Source organism: Streptosporangium album, assembly GCF_014203795.1.
Taxonomy (GTDB): Bacteria; Actinomycetota; Actinomycetes; order Streptosporangiales; family Streptosporangiaceae; genus Streptosporangium; species Streptosporangium album.
This window is the reverse complement of the sequence record NZ_JACHJU010000001.1, coordinates 4122084-4144397: the sequence shown is the minus strand read 5'-3', so window position 1 is coordinate 4144397 and position 22314 is coordinate 4122084. Positions and strand designations below refer to the sequence as shown.

Annotated in this window: 23 protein-coding genes and 2 pseudogenes; 11 read left to right on the top strand and 14 right to left on the bottom strand. The window is 70.9% G+C overall.

What is annotated here, in order from left to right; all coding sequences use genetic code 11:
• Window positions 1–15: 15 nt before the first annotated feature.
• The 3 genes from FHR32_RS20095 to FHR32_RS20085 all read left to right on the top strand — a co-directional run bounded on the left by FHR32_RS20095 (window position 16) and on the right by FHR32_RS20085 (window position 3169).
• Window positions 16–825, top strand: coding sequence for an SAM-dependent methyltransferase (locus FHR32_RS20095; protein WP_312882496.1), 810 nt, complete (start codon window positions 16–18; stop codon window positions 823–825).
• Between the two features lie 354 nt (window positions 826–1179).
• On the top strand, window positions 1180–2541 hold the full coding sequence (locus tag FHR32_RS20090; RefSeq protein ID WP_184755697.1) for a hypothetical protein: 1362 nt from the start codon (window positions 1180–1182) through the stop codon (window positions 2539–2541).
• Between the two features lie 211 nt (window positions 2542–2752).
• Window positions 2753–3169, top strand: a complete 417-nt coding sequence (locus FHR32_RS20085) for a hypothetical protein (protein ID WP_184755696.1) — start codon at window positions 2753–2755, stop codon at window positions 3167–3169.
• Here the strand turns inward: FHR32_RS20085 and FHR32_RS20080 are convergent.
• The 7 genes and pseudogenes from FHR32_RS20080 to FHR32_RS46050 form a co-directional block, all read right to left on the bottom strand.
• Complete coding sequence (locus tag FHR32_RS20080) at window positions 3154–3336, bottom strand: hypothetical protein (RefSeq protein WP_184755695.1); 183 nt, start codon at window positions 3334–3336, stop codon at window positions 3154–3156. The genes FHR32_RS20085 and FHR32_RS20080 overlap by 16 nt on opposite strands.
• Window positions 3337–3369: 33 nt before the next feature.
• Window positions 3370–3522: a hypothetical protein gene (locus FHR32_RS20075; RefSeq protein WP_184755694.1), complete on the bottom strand. Its 153-nt coding sequence runs from the start codon at window positions 3520–3522 to the stop codon at window positions 3370–3372.
• A 63-nt stretch (window positions 3523–3585) separates the two neighbouring features.
• Window positions 3586–4590 carry a LacI family DNA-binding transcriptional regulator gene (locus FHR32_RS20070; RefSeq protein ID WP_184755693.1) on the bottom strand — a complete coding sequence of 335 codons (1005 nt, stop codon included), beginning with the start codon at window positions 4588–4590 and terminating at the stop codon, window positions 3586–3588.
• Window positions 4587–5048: a carbohydrate-binding protein gene (locus FHR32_RS46740; RefSeq protein WP_312882666.1), complete on the bottom strand. Its 462-nt coding sequence runs from the start codon at window positions 5046–5048 to the stop codon at window positions 4587–4589. Before FHR32_RS46740 ends, FHR32_RS20070 begins: the two co-directional genes overlap by 4 nt.
• A 76-nt stretch (window positions 5049–5124) precedes the next feature.
• Window positions 5125–7374: pseudogene (locus tag FHR32_RS20065) on the bottom strand (glycoside hydrolase family 3 C-terminal domain-containing protein); the annotation flags it as partial.
• A gap of 161 nt (window positions 7375–7535) precedes the next feature.
• Complete coding sequence (locus FHR32_RS20060; protein WP_312882495.1) at window positions 7536–8759, bottom strand: ROK family transcriptional regulator; 1224 nt, start codon at window positions 8757–8759, stop codon at window positions 7536–7538.
• A gap of 403 nt (window positions 8760–9162) precedes the next feature.
• On the bottom strand, window positions 9163–9285 hold the full coding sequence (locus FHR32_RS46050) for a hypothetical protein (protein WP_281390878.1): 123 nt from the start codon (window positions 9283–9285) through the stop codon (window positions 9163–9165).
• A gap of 371 nt (window positions 9286–9656) precedes the next feature.
• On the opposite strand from FHR32_RS46050, the gene FHR32_RS44575 reads away from it, so the two are divergent.
• The 5 genes and pseudogenes from FHR32_RS44575 (at window position 9657) to FHR32_RS20035 (ending at window position 13252) form a co-directional block, all read left to right on the top strand.
• Window positions 9657–10133: a hypothetical protein gene (locus tag FHR32_RS44575; protein ID WP_246466223.1), complete on the top strand. Its 477-nt coding sequence runs from the start codon at window positions 9657–9659 to the stop codon at window positions 10131–10133.
• 31 nt (window positions 10134–10164) lie between these two features.
• A pseudogene (locus FHR32_RS20050) lies at window positions 10165–10878 on the top strand (ABC transporter permease subunit); the annotation flags it as partial.
• 177 nt (window positions 10879–11055) lie between these two features.
• A complete protein-coding gene (locus tag FHR32_RS20045; protein WP_246467150.1) occupies window positions 11056–11613 on the top strand; it encodes a carbohydrate ABC transporter permease in 558 nt (185 codons plus the stop codon).
• A 179-nt stretch (window positions 11614–11792) separates the two neighbouring features.
• A complete protein-coding gene (locus FHR32_RS20040) occupies window positions 11793–12344 on the top strand; it encodes an RNA polymerase sigma factor (protein WP_312882493.1) in 552 nt (183 codons plus the stop codon).
• Window positions 12341–13252: a hypothetical protein gene (locus FHR32_RS20035; RefSeq protein ID WP_184755691.1), complete on the top strand. Its 912-nt coding sequence runs from the start codon at window positions 12341–12343 to the stop codon at window positions 13250–13252. Before FHR32_RS20040 ends, FHR32_RS20035 begins: the two co-directional genes overlap by 4 nt.
• A 132-nt stretch (window positions 13253–13384) precedes the next feature.
• Here the strand turns inward: FHR32_RS20035 and FHR32_RS44570 are convergent, their stop codons facing one another.
• The 4 genes from FHR32_RS44570 to FHR32_RS20015 all read right to left on the bottom strand — a co-directional run bounded on the left by FHR32_RS44570 (window position 13385) and on the right by FHR32_RS20015 (window position 16745).
• Entirely contained in the window at window positions 13385–13681 is a 297-nt protein-coding gene (locus tag FHR32_RS44570) for a type II toxin-antitoxin system RelE family toxin (protein ID WP_184755690.1), read from the bottom strand.
• Window positions 13678–13980: a hypothetical protein gene (locus FHR32_RS20025; protein ID WP_184755689.1), complete on the bottom strand. Its 303-nt coding sequence runs from the start codon at window positions 13978–13980 to the stop codon at window positions 13678–13680. Before FHR32_RS20025 ends, FHR32_RS44570 begins: the two co-directional genes overlap by 4 nt.
• Before the next feature lie 121 nt (window positions 13981–14101).
• Entirely contained in the window at window positions 14102–14770 is a 669-nt protein-coding gene (locus FHR32_RS20020) for a fibronectin type III-like domain-contianing protein (RefSeq protein WP_312882492.1), read from the bottom strand.
• Window positions 14771–15350: 580 nt separating this feature from the next.
• The gene (locus FHR32_RS20015) at window positions 15351–16745 is read right to left on the bottom strand and encodes an NAD(P)H-quinone dehydrogenase (protein WP_184755688.1); all 1395 of its coding nucleotides are present in this window, start codon (window positions 16743–16745) and stop codon (window positions 15351–15353) included.
• A gap of 143 nt (window positions 16746–16888) precedes the next feature.
• On the opposite strand from FHR32_RS20015, the gene FHR32_RS20010 reads away from it, so the two are divergent.
• The 3 genes from FHR32_RS20010 to FHR32_RS20000 all read left to right on the top strand — a co-directional run bounded on the left by FHR32_RS20010 (window position 16889) and on the right by FHR32_RS20000 (window position 19924).
• Window positions 16889–17341 (top strand): gamma-glutamylcyclotransferase family protein, encoded by a 453-nt coding sequence (locus FHR32_RS20010; RefSeq protein WP_184755687.1) that lies wholly within the window; start codon window positions 16889–16891, stop codon window positions 17339–17341.
• A gap of 95 nt (window positions 17342–17436) precedes the next feature.
• Complete coding sequence (locus FHR32_RS20005) at window positions 17437–18240, top strand: purine-nucleoside phosphorylase (RefSeq protein ID WP_184755686.1); 804 nt, start codon at window positions 17437–17439, stop codon at window positions 18238–18240.
• Window positions 18241–18280: 40 nt separating this feature from the next.
• Window positions 18281–19924: a phospho-sugar mutase gene (locus tag FHR32_RS20000; protein ID WP_184755685.1), complete on the top strand. Its 1644-nt coding sequence runs from the start codon at window positions 18281–18283 to the stop codon at window positions 19922–19924.
• Window positions 19925–20048: 124 nt separating this feature from the next.
• On the opposite strand, the gene FHR32_RS19995 is transcribed toward FHR32_RS20000, so the two are convergent.
• The 3 genes from FHR32_RS19995 to FHR32_RS19985 form a co-directional block, all read right to left on the bottom strand.
• Window positions 20049–20726 carry a PH domain-containing protein gene (locus tag FHR32_RS19995; protein ID WP_184755684.1) on the bottom strand — a complete coding sequence of 226 codons (678 nt, stop codon included), beginning with the start codon at window positions 20724–20726 and terminating at the stop codon, window positions 20049–20051.
• Between the two features lie 28 nt (window positions 20727–20754).
• Window positions 20755–21834 (bottom strand): adenosine deaminase, encoded by a 1080-nt coding sequence (locus FHR32_RS19990; RefSeq protein ID WP_184755683.1) that lies wholly within the window; start codon window positions 21832–21834, stop codon window positions 20755–20757.
• A gap of 126 nt (window positions 21835–21960) precedes the next feature.
• Window positions 21961–22314 carry a cupin domain-containing protein gene (locus tag FHR32_RS19985; protein WP_184755682.1) on the bottom strand — a complete coding sequence of 118 codons (354 nt, stop codon included), beginning with the start codon at window positions 22312–22314 and terminating at the stop codon, window positions 21961–21963.

Genomic DNA, 22314 nt, shown 5'->3' with positions numbered 1-22314 from the left:
TGCGTTGAGAGCGGGATGAACATGAAGCAAGTGCCGCTGGGGATTGACCCGACGATTCCAAGCGTCGCCCGGATCTACGACTACCTTCTCGGCGGCAAGGACAACTTCGCCTCCGACCGGGCGGCGGCCGAGAAGCTCATCGAGCTCACGCCCAACGTCCGGGAAGGGGTCCAGGCCAACCGGCGCTTCCTCAGCCGGGCCGTGAGGCTCCTCGCCAAGACGGGAGTCCGCCAGTTCCTCGACATCGGGGCCGGCCTGCCCACGCAGGAGAACGTGCACCAGGTGGCGCTGCGCACGGCACCCGAGTCCCGCGTCGTCTACGTCGACAACGACCCCATCGTGCTCGCCCACGGGCGCGCCCTGCTGGCGGACAACAATCAGACCATCGTGCTGGACGGCGACCTGAGGGACCCCGAGGCCATCCTCGGCGACCCGCGGATCAACGAGCACATCGACTTCGACCAGCCGGTGGGCCTGCTCCTGCTGGCCGTCCTGCACTTCGTCCCCGAGGACGACGTCGCGGAGCGGATCGTCGCGACGCTGCGCGGCCGGCTCGCTCCCGGCAGCGCCGTGGTGATCAGCCACCTCTCCTTCGGCGACCTCGACGAGGAGAAGGTCCGGCAGGGCCGCGAGGTCTACAAGAAGACCTCCGCGGGGTCGGCGACACCCCGCTCACACGCGCAGATCCTGCGCTTCTTCGACGGGTTCGAGCTCGTGGAGCCCGGCCTGGTGTCCACCGAGGACTGGCGTCCGGAGACGGACGGGCCGATGCCGCCCAGGCTCGGCGGCATCGACGGGTACAGCGGGGTCGGCCTCCTGCGCTGAGCCCCGCCCCCCATGCCCTGCTCACGGCGGGACGCGACCCAGTGCCGCGTTTCTCGTTGGAAGCGCAGGCCCCCACTGGCCCGGGACGCCGAGGGCGGGAAAGGCCACCCCAGCGACCTCGGGTTCTCGGCCGCGCGTACTCAACCTGTGGTCGGTACATTCGGAAGATCCACCGACGTTGCGCCCAGCGTGGGGAAGGAGAGTCGACCTTCCGTATAACGGGCGTACAGGCCCAGCGCGACGGACATGACGGCGATCTTTCCGCACCGTACCGCCCCGGAGGGGATACGGTCGGATGGTAGGGAACTCTGACGTCCACTCATTCGTCCTTCAGGACGAAGGAGGCTTTCTGCCGTGATCACCACAAAATCCGCGCCAGGTCGTCTCGGTGCCGCGATCGTCGCGCTGCTCGCCGGGCTGCTGGCCATCTTCATGATCGCGCCGGCGGCCAGTGCCGCGGCGCCCGACCCCGGCACGATCTCCGCGGGCCTGAAGGACGGCGATCACTTCTACGCCGACCCCGCCTCGGGGATCCCCGCCGACGCCGCCGACGCCATGCGCGGCGCCGCCGAGAAGACCTCCTCGGTCTACGTGGGGCTGCTGCCCGAGGGCGCGGTGACCAGCAAGTCGCAGGCGAGAACCCTGCTGACCTCGATCCGCAAGGACATCGGCGGCAAGTCCACCGTGCTGCTGATGAGCGGCAAGACCCCGTTCGGCGTCTCCAACATCAAGGGCGTCGACGTCGACGAGTTGCTGGGCCGTGCCAAGACGACCACCAACCCGACGGACAACGTGGTCAACTTCGTCAAGCTGGCGGACGACGCGGCCATCGGCGCGGGTGTCGGTTCCAGTTCCAGTTCCGGTTCCGGTTCCTCAGGTGGAGGTGGCGGCGTGCTGATCGGCATCCTGGTGCTGGCCTTGGCCGGCGGGGCGGGCATCTTCTTCTACTCCCGCAAGAAGAAGCAGCAGCGCGAGGCCCGTGAGGCCGCCGAACTGGCCGCGGTCAAGCAGACCGTGGACGAGGACGTCACCAAGTTCGGTGAGGAGATCACCGACCTCGACACCGACGTCAAGCTGCTCGGTGACGGCGCCGACCACCAGCAGGACTGGCAGCGCGCCCTCGACTCCTACGAGCGGGCCAAGGTGGAACTGGTGGCGGTCAAGCGCCCCGACGAGCTGCGCGGCGTGACCACGGCGCTGGAGGAGGGCCGCTACGCCCTCGCCTGTGTGAAGGCGCGCGTCAACCACCAGCCGCTCCCCGAGCGGCGCTCGCCCTGCTTCTTCAACCCGCAGCACGGCCCCTCGGTCCGTGACGTCCGCTGGGCCCCGCCCGGTGGCGCGGTGCGCGACGTGCCGGCCTGTGCGGCCGACGCCGAGGCCATCGAGCGCGGCTTCGAGCCGCAGACGCGTGAGGTCATGGTCAACGGCCAGCGCCGCCCCTACTACGACGCGGGCCCGGCCTACCAGCCTTACGCCTACGGCTACTACGGCGGTTTCGGCGATGTCATGACCGGCATGCTCGTCGGCACGATGCTCGGCAGCATGATGGGCGGCGGCTGGGGCATGGGCGGCTACGGCGCCGGCTATGCCGACGGCGCGGCGGCCGACGGCGGAGGCGACTTCGGCGGCGGTGGCGACTTCGGCGGCGGTGGCTGGGGTGACTTCGGCGGTGGAGGCGACTTCGGCGGCGGTGACTTCGGCGGCGGCGACTGGTAGTCGCCCCTGACAGCCGGACGGGCGCGTCTCCTCCGGGAGGCGCGCCCGTCGTCATGTCGCGACACGGTGTGGACGACCGAGCCGATCGTCACCCACCCGGCCCGCACGCCGGTGGTGAAGGAGGGAGCGTTTCCCTGACCCCGCATGCTCTCTTGGCTGATCGGCCGCCCCGGGGCCGACCGATTCAGGACCGGCCGACCCCAATACGGTCGTGGTCACCGACGAGGAGATCACCGCGCTGCTCAAGGCACACAGCGAGGCGCTGCCGTCAGGTGACGCCAAGGCGTTCACCTCGATCTTCGACCAGAAGAACGCCGCCCTGGTCCGCGGCCAGGCGAGACTGTTCGCCAACCTGCGCAAGGTGCCGCTGACCCAGATGTCCTACGAGACGCTGCGCCGCACGGGTCGCACCGAGGACAGCTTCGGGCGCGGTGTGACGTTCACCCAGGACGTCGCCTTCGTGCACCGCTTCGCCGACATCGACCTCCGGCCGGTATCGGAGTGGTACCGCTGGACCATCGAGAAGGCCTCGGCCGGCGCGCCCCTGGTCGTCACCAAGGTGGGTGGCGCACCCCCGCCGATCACGAGCGGCGAGGGCTCCACGACCGTGTACTACCCCGGCCCATAGGACATCTGGCCCGACGTCACCGTGGTGAAGGCCGGCTCCAGCGTCGTGCTGGCCAGGTCGCAGGACACCGCCCTCGCCAGGCGCATCGCGCCGGCCGTCGCCGAGGCCACCACCGCGGACGTGGCCTTCTGGCGGCGCAACGGCCCACCGAACGCCCCGGTGCCCACCGGGTTCGTGGTCGCACCGGCCGAGGGCCAGGCTCAGCTGGGCAACCTGTTCCGCAGACAGAAGGCCCACGAGGCGGGCGTGTCCATCGCGATGCCCAGCTGGGGAGCGGGCAACACCATCAGGATCGGCGGCAGCCGTATCGTGCCGGACACCACCTCGGTCTTCTTCGGCGACGAGGCGGGCATCAAGGAGGTCGTCCTGCACGAGATCGCCCAGTGGCACGTCCGCCGACGTACGGCGCGGCCCGCTCAGGTACTGCCGCGCGCGGTCAGCCGGGGCTCCAGCAGCGTGCCGTCGGGTACGGCCCGGCCCGCGAGCTTGTCCATCAGGAGCCGCACCGCCTGCCGGGCGACCTCCTCGGCCGGAATCAGCACCGAGGTGAGTGCCGGACTGGACCGTTCCGCGATGTCGTCGGGGCAGATCGCCACCACCGCGACCTCGCCGGGCACCCGCCTGCCGTACTGGCGCAGCGCCCCGAGCACGTGGTTGACCGCGGCCTCGTTGTGGACGACCAGCCCGGACAGGCCGGGCCGGGTCTCCAGCAGCTCTCCCAGCGCGGCGGACACCTGGTCGAAGGTGTCCTCACACGGCAGGGCCACCCCGGTCAGGCCGTGCTCGGCCACGGCCCGGGTGAACCCCTCCCGGGTGCGACGGGCGAAGCCGGTCCCCCGTCCGTAGACCACGGCGGGGGCGCCGAGCAGGGCGATCTCCCGGTGCCCGCGTTCGGCCAGATGCTCCACGCAGAGCGCGCCCGCGCGGCCGAAGTCCAGGTCCACGCAGGTCAGCCCGGCCGTGTCGGCGGGGAACCCGATCAGCACGCTCGGCTCGGCGAGCTCCCGCAGCAGCGGCACCCTGCTGTCGTCGAGTTCCACGTCCATCAGCACGAGGCCGTCCACCAGCGCGCTCGCCGCCGCCCTGTGGAGCCCGTCGGCTCCCTCGTCGGCGGTCAGCAGCAGCACGTCGTGGTCGTACTGCCGGGCCGCGGTGACCACCGAGGTGGCGAACTGCATCAGCACCGGGACGTGCATCCCGGCCCGGAGCGGCAGCACCAGCGCGATGACGTTGGCCCGCTTGCTGGCCAGCGCCCTGGCCCCGGCGTTGGGGTGGTATCCGAGCACGCGCACGCTGTCGAGCACCCGGCGCCGGGTGTCGGCGGAGATCGCGCGTTTCCCGCTGAGCACGTAGGACACCGTGCTCACCGCCACTCCCGCGTGCCGGGCGACCTCGGCGATCGTCACCGCCCGCCCTCTCACGGGGTCCCCTCGAAGGCGAGGGACGCCAGGGTGATTCCCGCGTTCTCGAACACCACATAAAGATCGTGGACTCCGTCGGCCTCCGCAAGCCCCGCGCGGACCTCGGCGAGGTCGTAGCGGCCGCCCGCGGACACGGTCAGGGCGCCGGCGACCGGGCCGTAGAGGGGGTCGTCCAGCCGCAGGGTGATCACTCCGCCTTCCACGCCGGTCGCGCGGGCCGCGCAGGCCGCGACCCCGGCCCCCAGGTCGACCGAGCGGAACAGGATCCACGCGCCCTCGGCGGTGGACCGTACGGCGTCGCCGGAGACCCTGGCCGCGTCCACGAAGGCCACCGCGTCGTACTCGTCGTGGTCGACGGCGGAGATCGGGCCCGCGAGCGCGGCACGGGGCGGGATGTGCTCGCCGTCGACGTGGAAGGGGGCGCACAGGCGGATGTCCCGGGCGGAGCGGCCAATCATGATCTTGTGGGGGGGCATCCTCCACGACGGGCCTGTTCCGGGTCACGTCCCAGAAGGCCAGGTCGCGGACGTCCATGCTCCAGGTGACCGTCTCGCTCTCCCCCGGTGCGAGCCGTACCTTCGCGAAGCCGCGCAGGCGGCGCAGCGGCTGCTTGACCCGGGAGCGCCGCTGGTGGGTGTAGATCTGGACGACCTCGACCCCGGCGCGGGGGCCGGTGTTGGTGATGGTGGCCGAGGCGGTGACCAGGCCGTCCGCCACCGAGACGGTCAGGCCCGCGTAGCCGAAGGTGGTGTAGCTGAGGCCGTGGCCGAAGGGGTGGAGCGGGGTGCCGCGGTAGTACTGGTAGGTGGCGTCGGAGGCGATGATGTCGTAGTCGAGCAGGTCGGGCAGGTCGCACGCCGACCGGTACCACGTCTGGGTGAGCCGTCCCTCGGGGTCGGCGTCGCCGAACAGCACCTCGGCCAGCGCATGACCGTACTCCTGCCCGCCGTGCGAGGACCACAGCACCGCGGGCGGGTCCTCCCCGTCCCAGGTCACCGGGTGGCCACTGCTGATCACCATGACGGTCCGCGGGTTGGCCGCGCGCACGGCCCTGACCACGGCCTGCTGCGCGGCGGGCAGCGCCAGGCTGAGGCGGTCCTCGGTCTCCCTCCCGTTGACCAGCGGATGGTCGCCGACCACCACCACGGCCACGTCCGCCGTCGCGGCGAGGGCGGCGGCCGCCGCGGCGCCGTCGACGACCTGCTCCATGGTCAGCCAGGTCGCCGCGTCGGCGTCGTCGGCCAGCCGGAACACCCCGCCGTCCAGGGTGACGTAGCAGCCGGTGGAGATGTGCCGGAGCGCCAGCGCCCCGCGCGGCCGGGTCTCCGTCCTGAAGGTCTGGCGCACCTCCCAGCCGTTGGGGCCAGGCTGGTCGTTGATCAGCACGCCTCCGTCGTCCACCGACAGATAGCGCCCGGTCGCCACGGCCCGCAGGGCGTAAGAGCCGCCGCCCCAGTCGAAGAGGTCGAACAGGCCGGCCGCGGATGCCGCGCCGGAGGCGTCCACCGTGAGCGGCCCGCCATCGGGACCGGCGACGACGGAGCCGCCCTCGACCGCCAGCGTCACCCGGTCCACGGCCTCGCAGAACACGGTCTCGCACCGTTCGGCCAGCCCGGCGCGGGCCGTGACGGCGTACGGGAGGGTCCCGGAGTACCAGTCCTCCATCAGCGTGTCGCCGAGCTGGCCGATGACCGCGATCCTGCCGACCGAGGCCAGCGGGAGGATGCCGTCGTTGCTCAGGAGCACGATCGAGCGCCGGGCCGCCTCGCGGGCCAGCGTCTGGTGTTCGGGGCAGTTGACGACCTCCTCGGTGATGTGGTCGTACGGCGTGCCGGGGTCGAACTCGCCGAGCCGGAAGCGGATCGACAGCGCGTGTCCCACCGCCACGTCGACGTCCGCCTCGGTGAGCAGGCCGCGCTCCAGCGCCCGGCGGATGTGCCCGAGGGTGGCCTCGGTCCGGTCGTCGTCCTGGGTGAAGCTGTCGAGCCCGGCCCTGATCGCGTGGGCGTAGGCCTCGGGGAGGTCGTCGTGGTAGGCCTGCAGTCCGGCGAGGTTGGCGGGTGCGTAGGCGTCGCTGACCACCAGGACGTCGTCGGAGGCCCAGCCGCGCAGCACCTCGTTGATCAGCGGGCTGAGGTGGGCCGGGCGGCCGTTGACCAGATTGTAGGAGGGCATCACGGCGACCGCGGCGCCGTGCTCCAGGGCGGGCCGGTAGGCGGGCAGCTCATACTCGTGCAGCACCCGGGGCGGCAGGTTGCTGGAGGTGACGCAGCGGTCGGTCTCGTTGTTGTAGCCGAGGAAGTGCTTGAGCGTGGGCGCGGTCTTCAACACGGTGGGATCGCTCCCACGAAGGCCGGAGGCGTACGCCGTGGCCATGACACCGGTCAGCCACGGATCCTCGGAGTAGCCTTCCTCGTTGCGGCCCCAGCGCGGGTCCCTGAGCGGGTTGACCACCGGGGCCCACACGTTGCGCCCCGCTCCGGCCGGGTCCTTGTGGTGAAAGGCCAGGACCTCGTCGCCCGTCGCCTCACCGACCCGCCTGACCAGCTCGGGGTCCCAGCTACTGGCCAACCCGACCGCCTGGGGGAAGACCGTGGCCGGTCCCAGCCAGGCCAGGCCGTGCAGGGCCTCGGTCCCGGTGCGGAAGGCGCCCAGGCCGAGCCGCCCGACCGGCGCGTGGTACTGGTGCAGCAGGCCCAGCTTCTCCTCAAGGGAGAGCCTGTCGCGCAGGTCCGCGATGCGCTGCGCGAGCGGGAGCGTCGGGTCACGGAACGGTTGGTTCATCGGGGGACCATCCCTCTGAGAGCGTCGAAGCGCTTCGACATGGGGCCGGGGGAGGACGCCTCTGTCGAAGCGCTTCGATATTCGGTCCGGGAAAACTCCGTCCGTTACACGCGCGTTTCGAACGGAGTTCCCCTGAAGGGTGCACGCCGGTGAGGCTCAGGTCAAGACATACGGGGCAGACGACCCGAATCCACCGAGTCGAGCACCCGCGCGGCGCCGCCCAGCGCCGCCGCGCCGTACCCCAGCGTGGAGGCCACGACCTCGCAGCCCCCGGCGTCCGGCGCGATCGTGCGTCCGCGCATCTCGGCCTCCACCGCGGGCAGCAGCCAGGGGGCGAGCGGTACGTAGTAGCCGCCCAGGATGACCACCTCGGGGTTGAGCAGGTTCGCGATCATCGCCACGCCCTTGCCCAGATTGCGTCCCACGGCGGCCAGGACGGTGAGCGTGTGGAGGTCGGCCGCGTGGGCCAGCCGTACCACCTCGTCCAGCTCGATCTCCACCTCCGCGGGCGAGAGGGCGGCGTGCTCCAGGACCGCGCCGATCCCCGCGACGGCCTCCAGGCACCCCAGCCGGCCGCAGCGGCACTCGGTGCCGAAGGGATCGAGCTGGATGTGGCCGATCTCCCCGCCGTACCCTCGCCCGCCGCGGCGGAGCCGCCCGTCGAGGATGACTCCGGCGCCCACGCCGATCTCACCGGTGAGGTAGACGAGGTTGGCCGTCCCGGCCCGGGGGCCGAAGCGGTGCTCGGCAAGGGCCGCGAGGTTGGCGTCGTTGTCCACCTGCACGGGGTAGCCGGGGTCGCGCAGGGCCTTGGTGAGGTCGCCGCACAGGTCGGCGTCACGCCAGCCGAGGTTGGGCGCGATGCGCACGGTGCCGTCGGTGCCGACCAGACCGGGAACCCCCACCGTCAGGCCGAGGACCTGGCGCTCCTCCTTGGCCATCCGGCTCCCCACCCGGCGGACGATCGCCGCGACCGTGGCCACGGCCTGGGCGCTGGTGACGGCCGCGCCGGAGAAGGAACGCCGCCAGGACAGCAGCCGCTCCCCCGACAGGTCCACCGCGACGGCGGTGACGTAGTCGACGTTGACCTCGACGCCGATCGCGGCGTACGGCGAGCCGTCGAGCACGAGCATCGTGGCCGGACGGCCGACCCGGTTCTCGGTCAGCCCCGTCTCCCGCACCAGGCGGCGGTCGATCAGATCGGCGACCAGGCTCGACACCGTCGCCTTGTTGAGCCCCGTGGAGGCGGCGATGTCCGCCCGAGAGCAGGGCGCGTGCTCGCGCACGAACCTCAGCACCACGGCGAGGTTGGTGGCCCGGACGTCGGCGAAGTCCGCCGGCTGCGGATCCGTCGTAGATGTGATCAAGGTCAGTCCCGTTCCCACGCGGCCAGGCTGGCCCCATCATGCCCCATCGTTCACCAATCTGTGACCGCTGCCCACCGGTCCGCGATCGGCGGTCCCTTGTGGCGGAGGTCACCCTCGATTAATTTGTTTGGTCGCAAGACGAACTAATTCTACCCCGGAGCCTCCTCCGCCGACACCCCTGATCCGTCCTGACCAACGAAGGGAACGCGTCGTGAACCATCCCCCCGGAGACGCGATGACCAGCCGCCGCGGAGAAACTGACGTCGCTGACCCCCACCTACACGGCCTTCCCCGGCGTCAAGCCGGATCTGGCCGGCACGGTCTCCACCCTGCCCGGGGTGCCCGACATCAGCGGCGACTTCACCACCTACCCCGCCGCCCCGTCCGCCGCGCTGCCGCAGAAGGCGGGCAGGGGCGGCACCTACAAGGCGATCGCCCTGCTGGCCTCGGGGGGCATTCCGAAGATCATGGTCATCCCGAGCTGGGAGATCGACAAGATGGCGGACTTCAACACCGCCGTCGACCAGGCCTTCGAGGATCTCACCCCCTACCTGCAGGGTGACAAGGTCAAGCCGTACGCCCTGCTGGCCAACCTGCCGACCGCCGCGTGGGAGTGGTCGGTCTGGAACGGCAAGCTGATGGCGGTGCCGTTCCCCACCGAGCCGTACCCCTACGGGCTGCTCTACCGCAAGGACCTGTTCGACAAGAACGGCTGGAACGCCACCCCCACGAACGCCGACGAGCTGTACAAGCTGGGCAAGGAGATCACCGACCCCAAGGCGAAGCGCTGGGCGTTCGGCGACATCCACGAGATGGTCTGGCCGATCTTCCGGGTCCCGCAGGAGTGGCGCTACGAGGGGGGGAAAGCTCGTCCACAAGTACGAGACCCCCGAGTTCGAGCAGATGCTGGCGTTCATGCGCAAGCTCTTCGAGGAGGAGCTGATCCACCCGAGCGTCGCCGGCAGCAAGGGCGCCAACGAGAAGGAGCTGTCGGCCTTCGGCGTGGAGGGCAAGCACTTCGAACGCGACGAGCACAACGTCCCGCAGACGACCGACCTCGGCCGCAAGGAGGTCGCCCCGACCTACACCTTCCTCGGCGGGCGCCCTCGCTACGTGGACTGGGTCTATCCCGAGGCGGTCAAGGCCAACGTGGAGTGGCAGAACGCCACCTTCCCCTACATCGAGAAGACCCCGTTCGACGGGATCCGGGTCCAGCGGCCGTCGAAGTACTCCGGCCTGCAGATCCCCACCGAGGACAAGTTCACCGACATCATGCGCGGTCGCCGCCCCGTCAGCGACGCCAAGCAGATCGCCACCGAGTGGCGGCGGGACGGCGGCGACGAGGCCCGGGACTTCTACCTGAAGGTCCTGCGGGACAACGGCCGTGCTTAGGGACTCCGTGAACACCGGGCCGGCGGGTGACCTGACCTCACCCGCCGGCACCGGCACCACCAAGAATGACGGTAAAAGGGGCACGAGGACAACCCATGGCCGCCGCGGGCCGTTCCTGGCCCGGCTGAGACGCGACTGGCAGCTCCTGCTGATGGCGCTGCCCGCGATCGGCCTGCTGGTCGTCTTCCACTACGTGCCGCTGCTCGGCAACGTCATCGCCTTCCAGGACTACTCGCCCTACGTCGGCTTCAGAGACAGCCCCTGGGTCGGCCTGTCCAACTTCCAGTGGCTCCTGCTCGACGAGCGCTTCGCAGATGTTCGGCGGTGCCGGACTGCTCTCGCAGACCCTGCGGGACCATGGGTACAGCGGCTTCGACATCATGACCAACCCGGACACCTTCCTCGCGCTGGTCACCGCGGAGACGGTCTGGAAGGACGCGGGCTGGGGGCGATCATCTTCCTGGCCGCGCTGGCGGCCATCAACCAGAACCTCTACGAGGCGGCGGCGGTGGACGGGGCCTCACGCTGGCGGCGGCTCTGGCACATCACGCTGCCCGGCCTGCGCCCGGTGATCATCCTTTTGCTGATCCTGCGCCTGGGCGAGGCACTGAACGTCGGTTTCGAGCAGTTCTTCCTGCAACGCGACGCGGTCGGCAGGGACGCCGCCGAGGTGCTGGACACCTTCGTCTACTGGCGCACGCTGCTGACCGGCGAGTGGAGCCACGGCTCGGCGGCCGGGCTGGTCACCGTGCCCGGCGAGCTCTCCTTCGCCGCGTACGCCGAGCTCTTCTCCGGCGGTGTGGTGACCAGATCGGTCCTGGTCAGCCTCGGCGTCACCCTCGTCGGCACGGCCATCAGCCTGACCGTCACGGTGCTGGCCTCCTACGGCCTGTCCCGGCCGGGCTCCCTGCTGCACAAGCCGATGTTGTTCCTCATCCTGCTGACGTTCCTGTTCGGCCCCGGGCTCATCCCGAACTACCTGCTGGTCAGCTCGCTGGGACTCATCGACACCTACTGGTCGCTGATCCTGCCGGGCGCGGTCACCGCGTTCAACCTGGTGGTCATGCGGGCGTTCTTCATGAACATCCCCGCGGAGGTGAGCGACAGCGCGCGGATCGACGGGGCGAGCGAGTTCCACATCCTGAGGAAGATCGTGCTGCCCATGTCGAAGGGCGTCACGGCCGTCATCGGCCTGTTCTACGCGGTGGGCTACTGGAACTCGTTCTTCAACGCCGTCCTCTACCTGAACGACAACGCCAAGCTGCCCCTGCAGGTCGTGCTCCGGCAGTACGTGCTCCAGGGCCAGTCCCTGTTCGCCGGCCAGACCGGCGACGCCACGGTCGCCGGCCAGACCCTGCCCCCCAGCCTCGCCCTCCAGATGGCGATCGTCGTCGTCGCACTGCTCCCGGTGCTGTTCGTCTACCCGTTCGTCCAGCGGCACTTCACCAAGGGAGTGATCATCGGCGCCGTCAAGGGCTGAGCGCGCACCCGGATCGTCTGCCGGGAAATGCCACACCCCGGTCTCGCAGTACGGCGTGCGCCTCCCGGCGGACGGTCCTCCGGCGTCACCGGCGGCACGTCTGACCAGCGGGTGAAACACTTCCGGAGGTGCCGGACACCTCATCGGGTGTTCGGCACCTTCTCGGTTAGGAGACACCTGTGCAGGATCCACGCGTGCCCCCCGGCGCGCGCGATCGTTTCGAGGCGCTCTACCTCGCCTGCTATCCGGCGATGCACCGCTACGCGCTGCGCCGGACCGACTCGGCCGACGACGTCGCCGATGTGATCGCGGAGACCTTCCTCATCGCGTGGCGGCGGCTGGACGACGTGCCCGAGGGGGACGCCACTCTGCTGTGGCTGTACGGCACCGCCCGCCGCGTCCTGGCCAATCATCGGCGCGGGGACGCCCGCCGCACCGCGCTGGCCTCGCGGCTCCGCGACGAACTGGCCACCGGCCAGGAGACGGCGTCCGCCGACCCACGGGCCGACGCCGTCCGATCCGCCTTCGCGACTTTGGCTCCGGCGGACCGGGAGGTGCTCGCGCTGGCCTGCTGGGAGGGGCTGACCGGGCCGCAGATCGCCAAGGTGCTGGGCTGCAGCGGCACCGCCGCCCGGCTCCGCCTGCACCGGGCCCGCAGGCGACTGGCCCGGCTGCTCGACACGACAGACGAGGTCCACGTGACGGCCGTACTGAGGGGAGAGCACCGATGAGCAAGATCGACCGGATGGTGTCCGCCATCGACCCCGCCGCCGGATCCACCGAGCCCGCCCTGAGCCAGGGGGTCCACGACCTGCTTGAGGAGATCATGGCGACCCCGCCTGCGCGCCGTCGGCCGTCCTGGCTCCCCCGGCCGGGACGGGCCCGGCTGCCCGTCCTGCTCGCCACGGCCACCGCCCTGGCCGTCGCCGTCGCGATCGGGCTGCCCTTCGGCGGACCGGCGACCGAGTACGCCAACGCGGCCGTCTCCATCAAGAAGACCGACGACTCCTTCAGCGTCACCATCACCGACCCCGCGGCCGACCACCGGCGCTTCGAGGAGGCATTCCGCGCGGTCGGGCTGAACGTCACGGTGAAGGTCATCCCGGTGGCGCCGGACGAGGTGGGCACGCTGATCGGCCCCATCGTCCCCGAGGGCTTCAAATGGCACGGGAGCATAGGCGTACAGCGCCTGGAGCACTGCGCGTCGGCGTTCTGCGGCAAGGTCTGGATGCCCGCGGACTTCCCCGGCCGGGTCGTCTTCGGGGTCGGCCGCCCCGCCAAACCGGGCGAGCCCTACACCGAGGGCCCCGCCTACGACCCCTCGGAGGAGGAGGCCTTGGACGGCTACCCGGTTCACGGCAAGACGGTCGCGGCCGTCCGCGCCGAGCTGCACCGGCGGGGGCTGAAGGTCGGCTACCGCCTGCTCTGGATCCTCCCCAACGATGGCCCCACCGGTCAGACCAGCTTCTTCGACCAGACCGTCCCCGCGGACCGGGTCGAGGACGGCTGGATCGTCGACGGCTCCCGCTACCACAGCTCCGACGCCGTCGACCTCTACGTCGTCCCCGGCCCCGAGGCCGGCCCCGCCCCCGACCCGCTGAAGGCCGCCACTCCCCAGTGGTACGACCTCACCGAGTGACGTTGGACAGACAGGCGGCGCCGAACCCGGTACGGCGTGCGCCCCCCTCAGAGGGAAGGCGCACGCCGTACCGGATGGGTCAGCGGGTCAGGACGAGGTCCTTGATGCCGTCGAGCGGGGTGATTCGGAAGATCAACGACGCTGATAGGCGTCTGCACGATGCCGGATGTCGAGAACGTGAATCTCTCGCGGTTCCTGTTCATCATGGATCTCGTACAGAATGCGCCAGTCACGCATCAGCCGGGCACTGTAGATGCCCGCGAGCGGCTCGTTGAGTTCTTTCCCGACTCGGTAAGGGTTCGCCAGGAGCGCGCCCGTGATGAAGTCAACCGCCCCTGTCGCAACATCGGGCGGGAGCTTGTCCGAGATGGCCCGCCTGGCCGCAGCGCCCAGAACCGGTTCAAAAGGCGGGCGCTCGTACTCACTCACCGACGGTGGTCAAGGAGCGCGCGGATCGCCTCAGACCCGTACACGCTCTCACCGGCCGCGATCGAGTTTCGCGACTCGACGATCGCCATGACCGCCTCGGTGTCGGAAAGCACCTCGACGGTCTCCTGCAGACGTTCCACCAGCCCGATCTGGTCGGCGGACACGACGGCCGCAAGCCGCTCTCCCCTGTCGGTGAGTGCGATCACCTTGCCCCGGGCCGCAGAGGCGACGGCCTCATCCCAGCGCTCCGGGTGGGCGTGAAGTTCCTCCAGGGCGATCTCGAATGCTGCGTCGCTCATAACGACAGCGTACGCGTCAAACGGCTGGTCGAGAGGGATCTCGACCTCAAAAGCCCAGTTCTCCATGGTTCGGTACGGCTCGCGCCTCATGGGCAGCGAGATGCGAGCCGTACCGGATGGGTCAGCGGGTCAGGACGAGGTCCTTGATGCGCAGGTCGCCCCTGAAGACCAGGTAGAGGTCGCCCTTGCCGCGCGCGCCCGGGAGCGGGGCGGTGGCCGTGGCACACTGGTAGACCCCGCCGGTGGCGGTCACCGGGACGGTGCCGAGGAGTTTTCCGGCCGGGGAGCCGAGGCGGACCTCGACGGAGGAGGCCGCGGTGGCCGCGACGCCGAGCTTGACGCCGGTGACGCCCTTGCCGAGGTCCGCGTCCCTGAAGGCGATCCACCCGCCCGCCGAGGCGCCGACCGCGTCGCCGCGGACCTTGGTCTCGTCGACCAGTTCGACCCCGGCGTAGTCGTCGAAGTCGGCCGCGCGGGTGACCCTGGTGAGGTCGCGGGCGGGGATGCGCTCGCCTGTCACCTGGACCGTGGCCCGCTGGCGGACGCTGTCCGACGACGGGCCCACGAGCACGTCGTGGGTGGACGGCTCCACCGTGAAACGTCCCCGGGTCACGTCCCACAGGGCCAGGTCGGCGGTCTTGAGCGGGAGCTTCACGACCTTCGACTCGCCCGGTGCGAGGTGGACCCGCTGGAAGCCTCGGAGCTGCTTGACCGGCTGCTTCACCCGGGACTTGTGCTGGTGGGTGTAGAGCTGATACGGCGTGGCGGATGGCTGTTCGCGATCAACCACGGCGACGATGAGCAGCCGATCCCGGGCGGCCTGCGGCTACCCTCCGGCAGCCATGCCGTACAGAAAGTACGGAAAATGCAGGCGGGTGGCCAGCGGGACACGGTGATCCCCTGAGACGATCGGGATCGCTTCCGAGGAGGTTCCCGTGCGACGTTCCGTCCCCCCTGACACTCATCACCGCGATCTTCGCGCTGTCGGGGACGGGACTCTCTCCCGTCCAGGCCCTGGCCGGGCCATGCCCGCCCGGCCAGGGGCTCGATCTGCGGGGCATGGATTTCACCGGGGAGGCCCGCCTCCCCCTCGACCTGCGCTGCGCCGACCTGACCGGAGCCTGGGGCCTCCCGGCGGACGTCGGCCGTCAGCCCGTCCGGCCCTCCCGCGACACCGGGCCCGGGACGCGGGGCAGGGACGCGGGGCAGGGAGAACCGGCCGGGAGGCGCCAAGCCGATCGGCACCGGGCGCGCTCCGTCCGTCGGGCTCTTCATGGTCGCGTTCAGCGCGGTCGGCCTGGCGCTCACCCTGGCCGTCTGGGGCATCGGCACCCGGCGGAGCAGGCGGAGCGCCCTGGAGCAGCCGCTGGTCAGATCCCGCTGGGCGTCATGGGCTGCATCAGACGGCGGGCCGCCTCGGTGATGGAGCCGGACAGCGAGGGGTAGACCGCGAAGGTGTGGGCGAGCTGGTCCACGGTGAGCCGCTGCTGGACGGCCACCGAGACCGCCAGGATGAGCTCGGAGGCGCGGGGGGCGACCACGACCCCGCCGAGGATGATGCCGGTGTGCGGGCGGCAGAACAGCTTCACGAAGCCGTCGTTGAAGCCCTGCATCTTGGCCCGCGCGTTGGTGGCCAGCGGCAGCTTGACCACGTTGGCCTCGATCTCACCGGCCTCGATCGCCTTCTGCGCGACTCCCACGGCGGCGATCTCGGGGTCGGTGAAGATGTTGGAGGCGACGGTGGCCAGGCGGAGTGGCTGCACGGCCTCGCCGAGCGCGTGCCAGACCGCGATCCGGCCCTGCATGGCGGCCACCGAGGCGAGCATCAGCACCCCGGTGCAGTCACCGGCCGCGTAGACGCCGGGCGCCGAGGTGCGGGAGACCTTGTCCACCTGGATGAAGCCACCCCGGTCGAGGGTGACCCCGGCCTCTTCCAGCCCGATGCCGGCGGTGTTGGGGACCATGCCGACCGTCATGAGGCAGTGGGTGCCCTCGGCGGTCCTGCCGTCCTCCAGCGTGACGACCACGCCGTCGGGGGTGCGCTTGACGGACTCCGCCCGGGAACGGCCCATGACGTTCATCCCGCGGCGCCGGTAGACCTCTTCGAGGACCTCCGCGGCGTCCGCGTCCTCGTTGGGCATCATCCGATCGCGCGAGGACACGAGCGTGACCTCCGAGCCGAGCGAGCGGTAGGCGCCCGCGAACTCCGCACCGGTGACGCCGGAGCCGACCACGATGAGGTGCTCGGGCAGCTCCTCCAGGTCGTACATCTGCCGCCAGGTGAGGATGCGCTCCCCGTCGGGCTCGGCGCCGTTCAGAATGCGCGGGGTCGCGCCGGTCGCCACGATCACGACGTCGGCCCGGATCGTCCGGTCACCGGCCCTGACCACCTGCGGATCGACCAGCCGCCCGGGAGCCCTGACCACCTCGACCCCCTCGGCGGCCAGCCGTGCGGCGATGTCGGCCGACTGCGCCTGGGCCAGCTCCTTCACCCGCGTGTTGACCAGCGGCATGTCGGCGTGCACTACACCGGCGTCGCCGTCGGAGCCGCCGGTGTAGTGCACGCCGAGCATGCTGGCGTCGAGAAGTGCCTGTTTACGCACGGAGGTGGCGATCAGCGTCTTGGACGGCACGCAGTCCGTCAGCACACAGGCCCCGCCGGGACCGTCCTGCTCGACCACCGTGACCTGTGCTCCGAGTTGCGCGGCCACCAGCGCCGCCTCGTATCCGCCGGGCCCGCCACCGATGATCACGATCCTTGTCACTACCCCATTCTCCCGCATCCCCGGACCAACCATCTCTCCGGTCCCCCTCTCCGGCCACGGAATCGATGGGGAACACGGAGAAAATCCACGGGACGCCGAGGCGGAGTGAGTAGATGGGCGTTCTTCGATTAGTGTTGTGTGCCGTGCCTGTCTACGCCGCCTACGGCAGCAACATGGACCCTGATCAGATGGCCCAGCGGGCCCCGCACTCTCCCATGCGGGGGTCGGGCTGGCTTCAGGGCTGGCGCCTGACGTTCGGCGGTAACGACCTTGGCTGGGAGGGCGCACTCGCCTCCATCGTCGAAGACCCCGATGACCACGTCTTCGTCGTCCTCTACGACGTCCCCGAGCTCGACGAGACCTCCCTCGACCAGTGGGAGGGCGCGCTCCGCGGCCTCTACCACAAGGTCAGACTCCGGGTGCAGACCCTGGAGGGCGAGATCGTGGCCTGGTTCTACGTGCTCGACGGCTACGAAGGCGGCCTGCCCTCCGCGCGTTACCTCGGCATCCTGGCCGAGGCCGCCGAGCGTGCCGGCGCCCCCGACGACTACGTCAAGGAGCTGCGCAACCGCCCCTGCACGTCCCTCGGCGGCTGACCCGGTCCCATGCGACCGGACCGTCCGACCCGCGAGAACGTCACGGCCATGCCGGCAGGCTGGATCGGGGAAGAACGACGAGTACGCTCTGCAACGTGAGCAATGACCCTTATGCACTCGCCACGGAAGCCGCGACCGCGCTGAAGAGCGCCACGGGAGTCGAGTCGTTCGACGTCGCCCTGGTGATGGGTTCGGGCTGGGTGCCGGCCGCCGACGCGATCGGCGAGACGATCGCCGAGATCCCCGTGACCGACCTTCCGGGTTTCGCACCGCCCGCCGTCGCCGGCCACGCGGGCAGGATCCGCGCGGTGCGCACCGATTCGGGAAAGACCGCGCTGATCTTCCTGGGCCGGACCCACCTCTACGAGGGCCGGGGCGTCGACCCGGTCGTGCACGGGGTCCGGACCGCGATCAGGGCCGGTGCCCGCACGGTCGTGCTGACCAACGCCGCCGGGGGCCTGCGGCCGGAGACCCAGGAGGTCGGCGAGGCGGTGCTGATCAGTGACCACATCAACCTGACCGGCGCCAACCCGATCACCGGGGCCACCTTCGTCGACCTCACCGACGTCTACACCCCGCGCCTGCGCGAGCTGGTCCGCGAGATCGAGCCGTCGATGGCCGAGGGCGTCTACGTGGCCTTCCGCGGGCCGACCTACGAGACCCCGGCCGAGGTCCGCATGTGCAGGATCCTCGGCGGCGACATGGTCGGCATGTCCACCGCGCTGGAGGCCGTCGCGGCCCGCGAGGGCGGCGCCGACGTGCTCGGCATCTCCCTGGTCACCAACCCGGGCGCCGGGCTGGTGGGCGAGCCGCTGAACCACGAGGAAGTCCTGGAGGTGGGCCGCGCCACCGCCGCGCGCATGGGCGGCCTGCTCGCCAAGGTCGTCGGCAAACTGTAGGACGGGCCCGGACGGCGAGCGCCCGGAACATGAGGTGACGATGAGCAGCGATCTCGTACGGCTTGCACAGTCCTGGCTGTCCCAGGACCCTGACCCGGAGACCCGGGCCGAACTCACCGCGTTGCTGGAGGACGGCGACCAGGACGCGCTCCGCGACCGGTTCGGCGCCAAGCTGGAGTTCGGCACCGCCGGCCTCCGCGGTGAGCTGGGCGCGGGCCCCAACCGGATGAACCGCGTCACCGTGATGCGCGCCGCCGCCGGTCTCGCGCGGGTCCTCGGCCCGGGACGGCACGTCGTGATCGGCTACGACGCCCGGCACAAGTCCGACGTCTTCGCCCGCGACACCGCCGCCGTGCTCACCGGTGCCGGGCTGCGCGCCTCCGTCCTGCCCGGGCCGCTGCCCACCCCGGTGCTGGCCTTCGCCGTCCGTCACCTCGGCGCCGACGCGGGCGTGACCGTCACCGCCAGCCACAACCCGCCCCGGGACAACGGCTACAAGGTCTACTGGAGCGACGGCTCCCAGATCGTGCCGCCGGTCGACGCGGAGATCTCCGCGGCCATCGACGCCGTCGGGCAGGTCTCCGGCCTGCCCCTCGGTTCCCCCGGCGACCCCGCCTGGACCGCGTTGGACGACGGCATCGTGGCCGCCTATCTGAAGGCGGTGACCGCGCTCCCGCTCGGCGACGCCCGTGACCTGCGGGTGGCCTACACCCCGCTGCACGGCGTGGGTGGCGCGACGCTGGCCGGAGCCTTCGAGGCCGCGGGCTTCGACGCCCCCGCGACAGCCCCGGCCCAGGCCGCCCCGGACCCGGACTTCCCGACCGTCGCGTTCCCCAATCCGGAGGAGCCGGGCGCGATGGACCTCGCGCTGGAGCTCGCCCGGGACATCGGCGCCGACATCGTGCTGGCCAACGACCCCGACGCGGACCGCTGCGCGGTGGGCGTCCCGCTGCCGGACGGCGGCTACCGGATGCTGACCGGTGACGAGGTGGGCGCCCTCCTCGGCGAGCACGTGATCAGGCAGACCTCCGGAGACGGGCGTCTGGTGGCCACCACCATCGTCTCGTCCTCCCTGCTCGGCAAGATCGCCGCCGGGTACGGCGTGCGCTACGCCGAGACCCTCACCGGCTTCAAGTGGATCATGAAGGCCGGGGACGGGCTGGTCTTCGGCTACGAGGAGGCCCTGGGCTACAGCGTCGGTTCCGACGCCGGACTGCCCGTCCACGACAAGGACGGCATCGGTGCCGCGCTGACCGTCGCCGGGCTGGCCGCCCAGGCCAGGCTCGACGGCCGTACACTCCTCGACCTCCTCGACGACCAGGCCCGCCGCCACGGCCTGCACGCCACCTCGCAGCTCTCGGTCCGGGTGGACGACCTGTCCCTGATCACCGGCGCGATGGCCCGGCTGCGCGCCACCCCGCCGGTGAAGCTCGGCGGCCGCGAGGTCGAGTCCGCCGACGACCTCAGCGAGGGCTCCGCCGGCCTCCCGCCCACCGACGGCCTGCGCTACCGGCTGTCCGGCGGCGCCCGCGTCGTCGTCCGCCCGTCGGGCACCGAGCCCAAGCTCAAGTGCTACCTGGAGGTCGTCGTCCCCGTCACGGGCGAGATCGCCGACGCCCGTGCGCAGGCCGTACGCGACCTCGACGCCCTGAAGGCCGACCTGTCGGCGGCCCTGGGGCTGTAACCCGGCCGATCAGGGGACACCGGTGGCGGCGCGGAGCCGCCTTTCATCCCGGCCGTGCGCTCCGCCGGGCGCGTGGAGTTCGGCCCCGGCGGGCGGGGCCGAACCCGGCCTCTGAACGTCGGGGTCAAGCGAGGAAGGCGGCGACCACCAGGATGACGGCGGCCAGCAGGGCGGCCAGTGCGCTCGGCGCCCAGGTGACCTTCATCGCCCCGGCTCCGGCGGCAGGAGGCTCCGCGGACCGCACGCCCGGGCCGTCGGCATGCTCGGCAGCCGGCGGGGGGACGGTCATGGCGGCCGCCCGTTTCGCCGACTCGGCCCGCTCGGTGATCTGCTCGGCCACCCAGTCGGCGTGGGTCTTGCCCGCCAGCGCCTCGGCCGCGGCCTGCTCCCCCTTCGAACGCGCCGGCTCGGTCCGGAAACGACCGCCGGTGCGTACCGGGTTGCCCCGCCGTACGGCCGCCGCCCGCTCCCGGGCCGAGGTCTGCGGCGCCCAGCAGCGGACACTCCCGTCACCAGAGGTGATCTTGATCGAGTGGGAGACCGCGACCTCGTCCACCGCCTCCCAGGGAACGTAGGTGTTCCTGATCGGGTTGCGGACCAGCACGCCGTCCCCGGTCAGGATGATCGCCGGGCGCAGGCAGGTGATGAAGACCAGCGCGGTCATCACCCCCAGCACCGCGGCGGCGGTCAGTGACGACGGCCCGCTGTAGCGGACGATCAGATCCACCGCGTTGGCCGCGGCGAACGCCATCCAGATCCAGCCCAGGGCCAGCGCGGTCCTCGACCGGAACACCTGTTTCATCTCGCCGACTCCACTCGTACCGGCCCGCTCACGCCTGCCACTTGAGCCGCGCGAACCCGGGCTTGATGACACCGTTGATGAGCGCCAGGCGCTCGTCGAACGGCAGGAACGCCGACTTCATGGCGTTGATCGTGAACCACTGCATGTCGTCCCATCCGTAGCCGAACGCCTCGGACAGCTTGGCGAACTCCTCCGAGACGGAGGTCCCGCTCATCAGCCGGTTGTCGGTGTTGACGGTGACCCGGAAGTTCAGCCGGCGGAGCAGCCCGATCGGGTGATCGGCGATGGAGGTCGCGGCACCGGTCTGCAGGTTGGAGGTGGGACACATCTCCAGCGGGATGCGCTTGTCACGGACGTAGGCCGCCAGGCGGCCGAGCTTGGCCTCGCCGTCGCCGGACACCGCGATGTCGTCGATGATCCGGACACCGTGACCGAGCCGGTCGGCACCGCACCACTGGATCGCCTGCCAGATCGACGGCAGGCCGAACGCCTCACCGGCGTGGATGGTGAAATGGGCGTTCTCGCGCTGCAGGTATTCGAAGGCGTCGAGGTGGCGGGTGGGAGGGTAGCCCGCCTCGGCTCCGGCGATGTCGAAGCCCACCACGCCGACGTCGCGGTAACGGACCGCGAGCTCGGCGATCTCCATGGACCTGGCCTGGTGGCGCATCGCGGTGAGCAGCGTGCCCACCCGGATGCCACGCCCCTCGGAACCGATCCTGAACCCCTCCTGCACGGCCTCGATCACCTCTTCGAGACTCATCCCGGCGGAGGTGTGCTGCTCCGGGGCGTAACGCACCTCGGCGTAGACCACGCCGTCGGCCGCCAGGTCCTCGGCGCACTCGGCGGCGACCCGTATCAGGGACTCGCGTGTCTGCATGACGCCGACCGTGTGGTCGAAGGTCTCCAGGTAGCGCTCCAGCGAACCGGAATCGGCGGCCTCCCGGAACCAGGCCTGCAGACCGGCCGCATCGGTGGTGGGCAGCCTGTCGTAGCCCGACTCGCGGGCCAGCTCGACAATGGTCTCGGGCCGCAGACCACCGTCGAGGTGATCGTGGAGCAACACCTTCGGAGCCCGGCGGATCTCCTCAAGGGTGGGTAGCTGACTCATTGCATCATCTTACCTTCGGACGCCTAATCGGTGATCTTGGAAATACGGACGGTCACACTCGGGGTCCACGGTGTTCGGAGCGGTGTTCCGCCCCACCGGCGACGGCCCCGGGAGACCCGGAGGGGGCTACTCCTCCCGGTTGACCGACTCCGGCGAGAAGGCGGGCAGGCAGACGGCGACATACTCGGCGCCCTCGGGACCGCAGCTGTAGCGGATCTTCTCCCCGGGCTCGCTCACGAACGCCTGCCCGGCGTTGACCTCGGTCGTGCCCTCCGCGTGCTCCACCACGACCGTGCCCCTGAGCACCAGGGTGTACTCACCGAACTCCGGCGTCTGGGCGGGCTCGTCCCACCCGGCCGGGGCCTTCATGTGCGCGATCGAGATCCCGCTGTCGCCGCTGTTGACCCTGCCGACGTATTCGTCGATCGTCTTGCCGCCCGGGACCGGGATCCGTGTGGCGCTGTCGATTCTGCGTACCAT

Excerpts from the sequence above, each read along its gene's own strand:
- FHR32_RS20095 (WP_312882496.1), top strand. The coding sequence starts at position 16 with ATGAACATGAAGCAAGTGCCGCTGGGGATTGACCCGACGATTCCAAGC.
- FHR32_RS20075 (WP_184755694.1), bottom strand. The coding sequence starts at position 3,522 with ATGCCCGCCTCGTCGCCGAAGAAGACCGAGGTGGTGTCCGGCACGATA.
- FHR32_RS46740 (WP_312882666.1), bottom strand. The coding sequence starts at position 5,048 with ATGATTGGCCGCTCCGCCCGGGACATCCGCCTGTGCGCCCCCTTCCAC.
- FHR32_RS44575 (WP_246466223.1), top strand. The coding sequence starts at position 9,657 with ATGCGCAAGCTCTTCGAGGAGGAGCTGATCCACCCGAGCGTCGCCGGC.
- FHR32_RS20045 (WP_246467150.1), top strand. The coding sequence starts at position 11,056 with ATGTTGTTCCTCATCCTGCTGACGTTCCTGTTCGGCCCCGGGCTCATC.
- FHR32_RS20035 (WP_184755691.1), top strand. The coding sequence starts at position 12,341 with ATGAGCAAGATCGACCGGATGGTGTCCGCCATCGACCCCGCCGCCGGA.
- FHR32_RS20025 (WP_184755689.1), bottom strand. The coding sequence starts at position 13,980 with ATGAGCGACGCAGCATTCGAGATCGCCCTGGAGGAACTTCACGCCCAC.
- FHR32_RS20000 (WP_184755685.1), top strand. The coding sequence starts at position 18,281 with ATGAGCAGCGATCTCGTACGGCTTGCACAGTCCTGGCTGTCCCAGGAC.
- FHR32_RS19995 (WP_184755684.1), bottom strand. The coding sequence starts at position 20,726 with ATGAAACAGGTGTTCCGGTCGAGGACCGCGCTGGCCCTGGGCTGGATC.
- FHR32_RS19990 (WP_184755683.1), bottom strand. The coding sequence starts at position 21,834 with ATGAGTCAGCTACCCACCCTTGAGGAGATCCGCCGGGCTCCGAAGGTG.
- FHR32_RS19985 (WP_184755682.1), bottom strand. The coding sequence starts at position 22,314 with ATGGTACGCAGAATCGACAGCGCCACACGGATCCCGGTCCCGGGCGGC.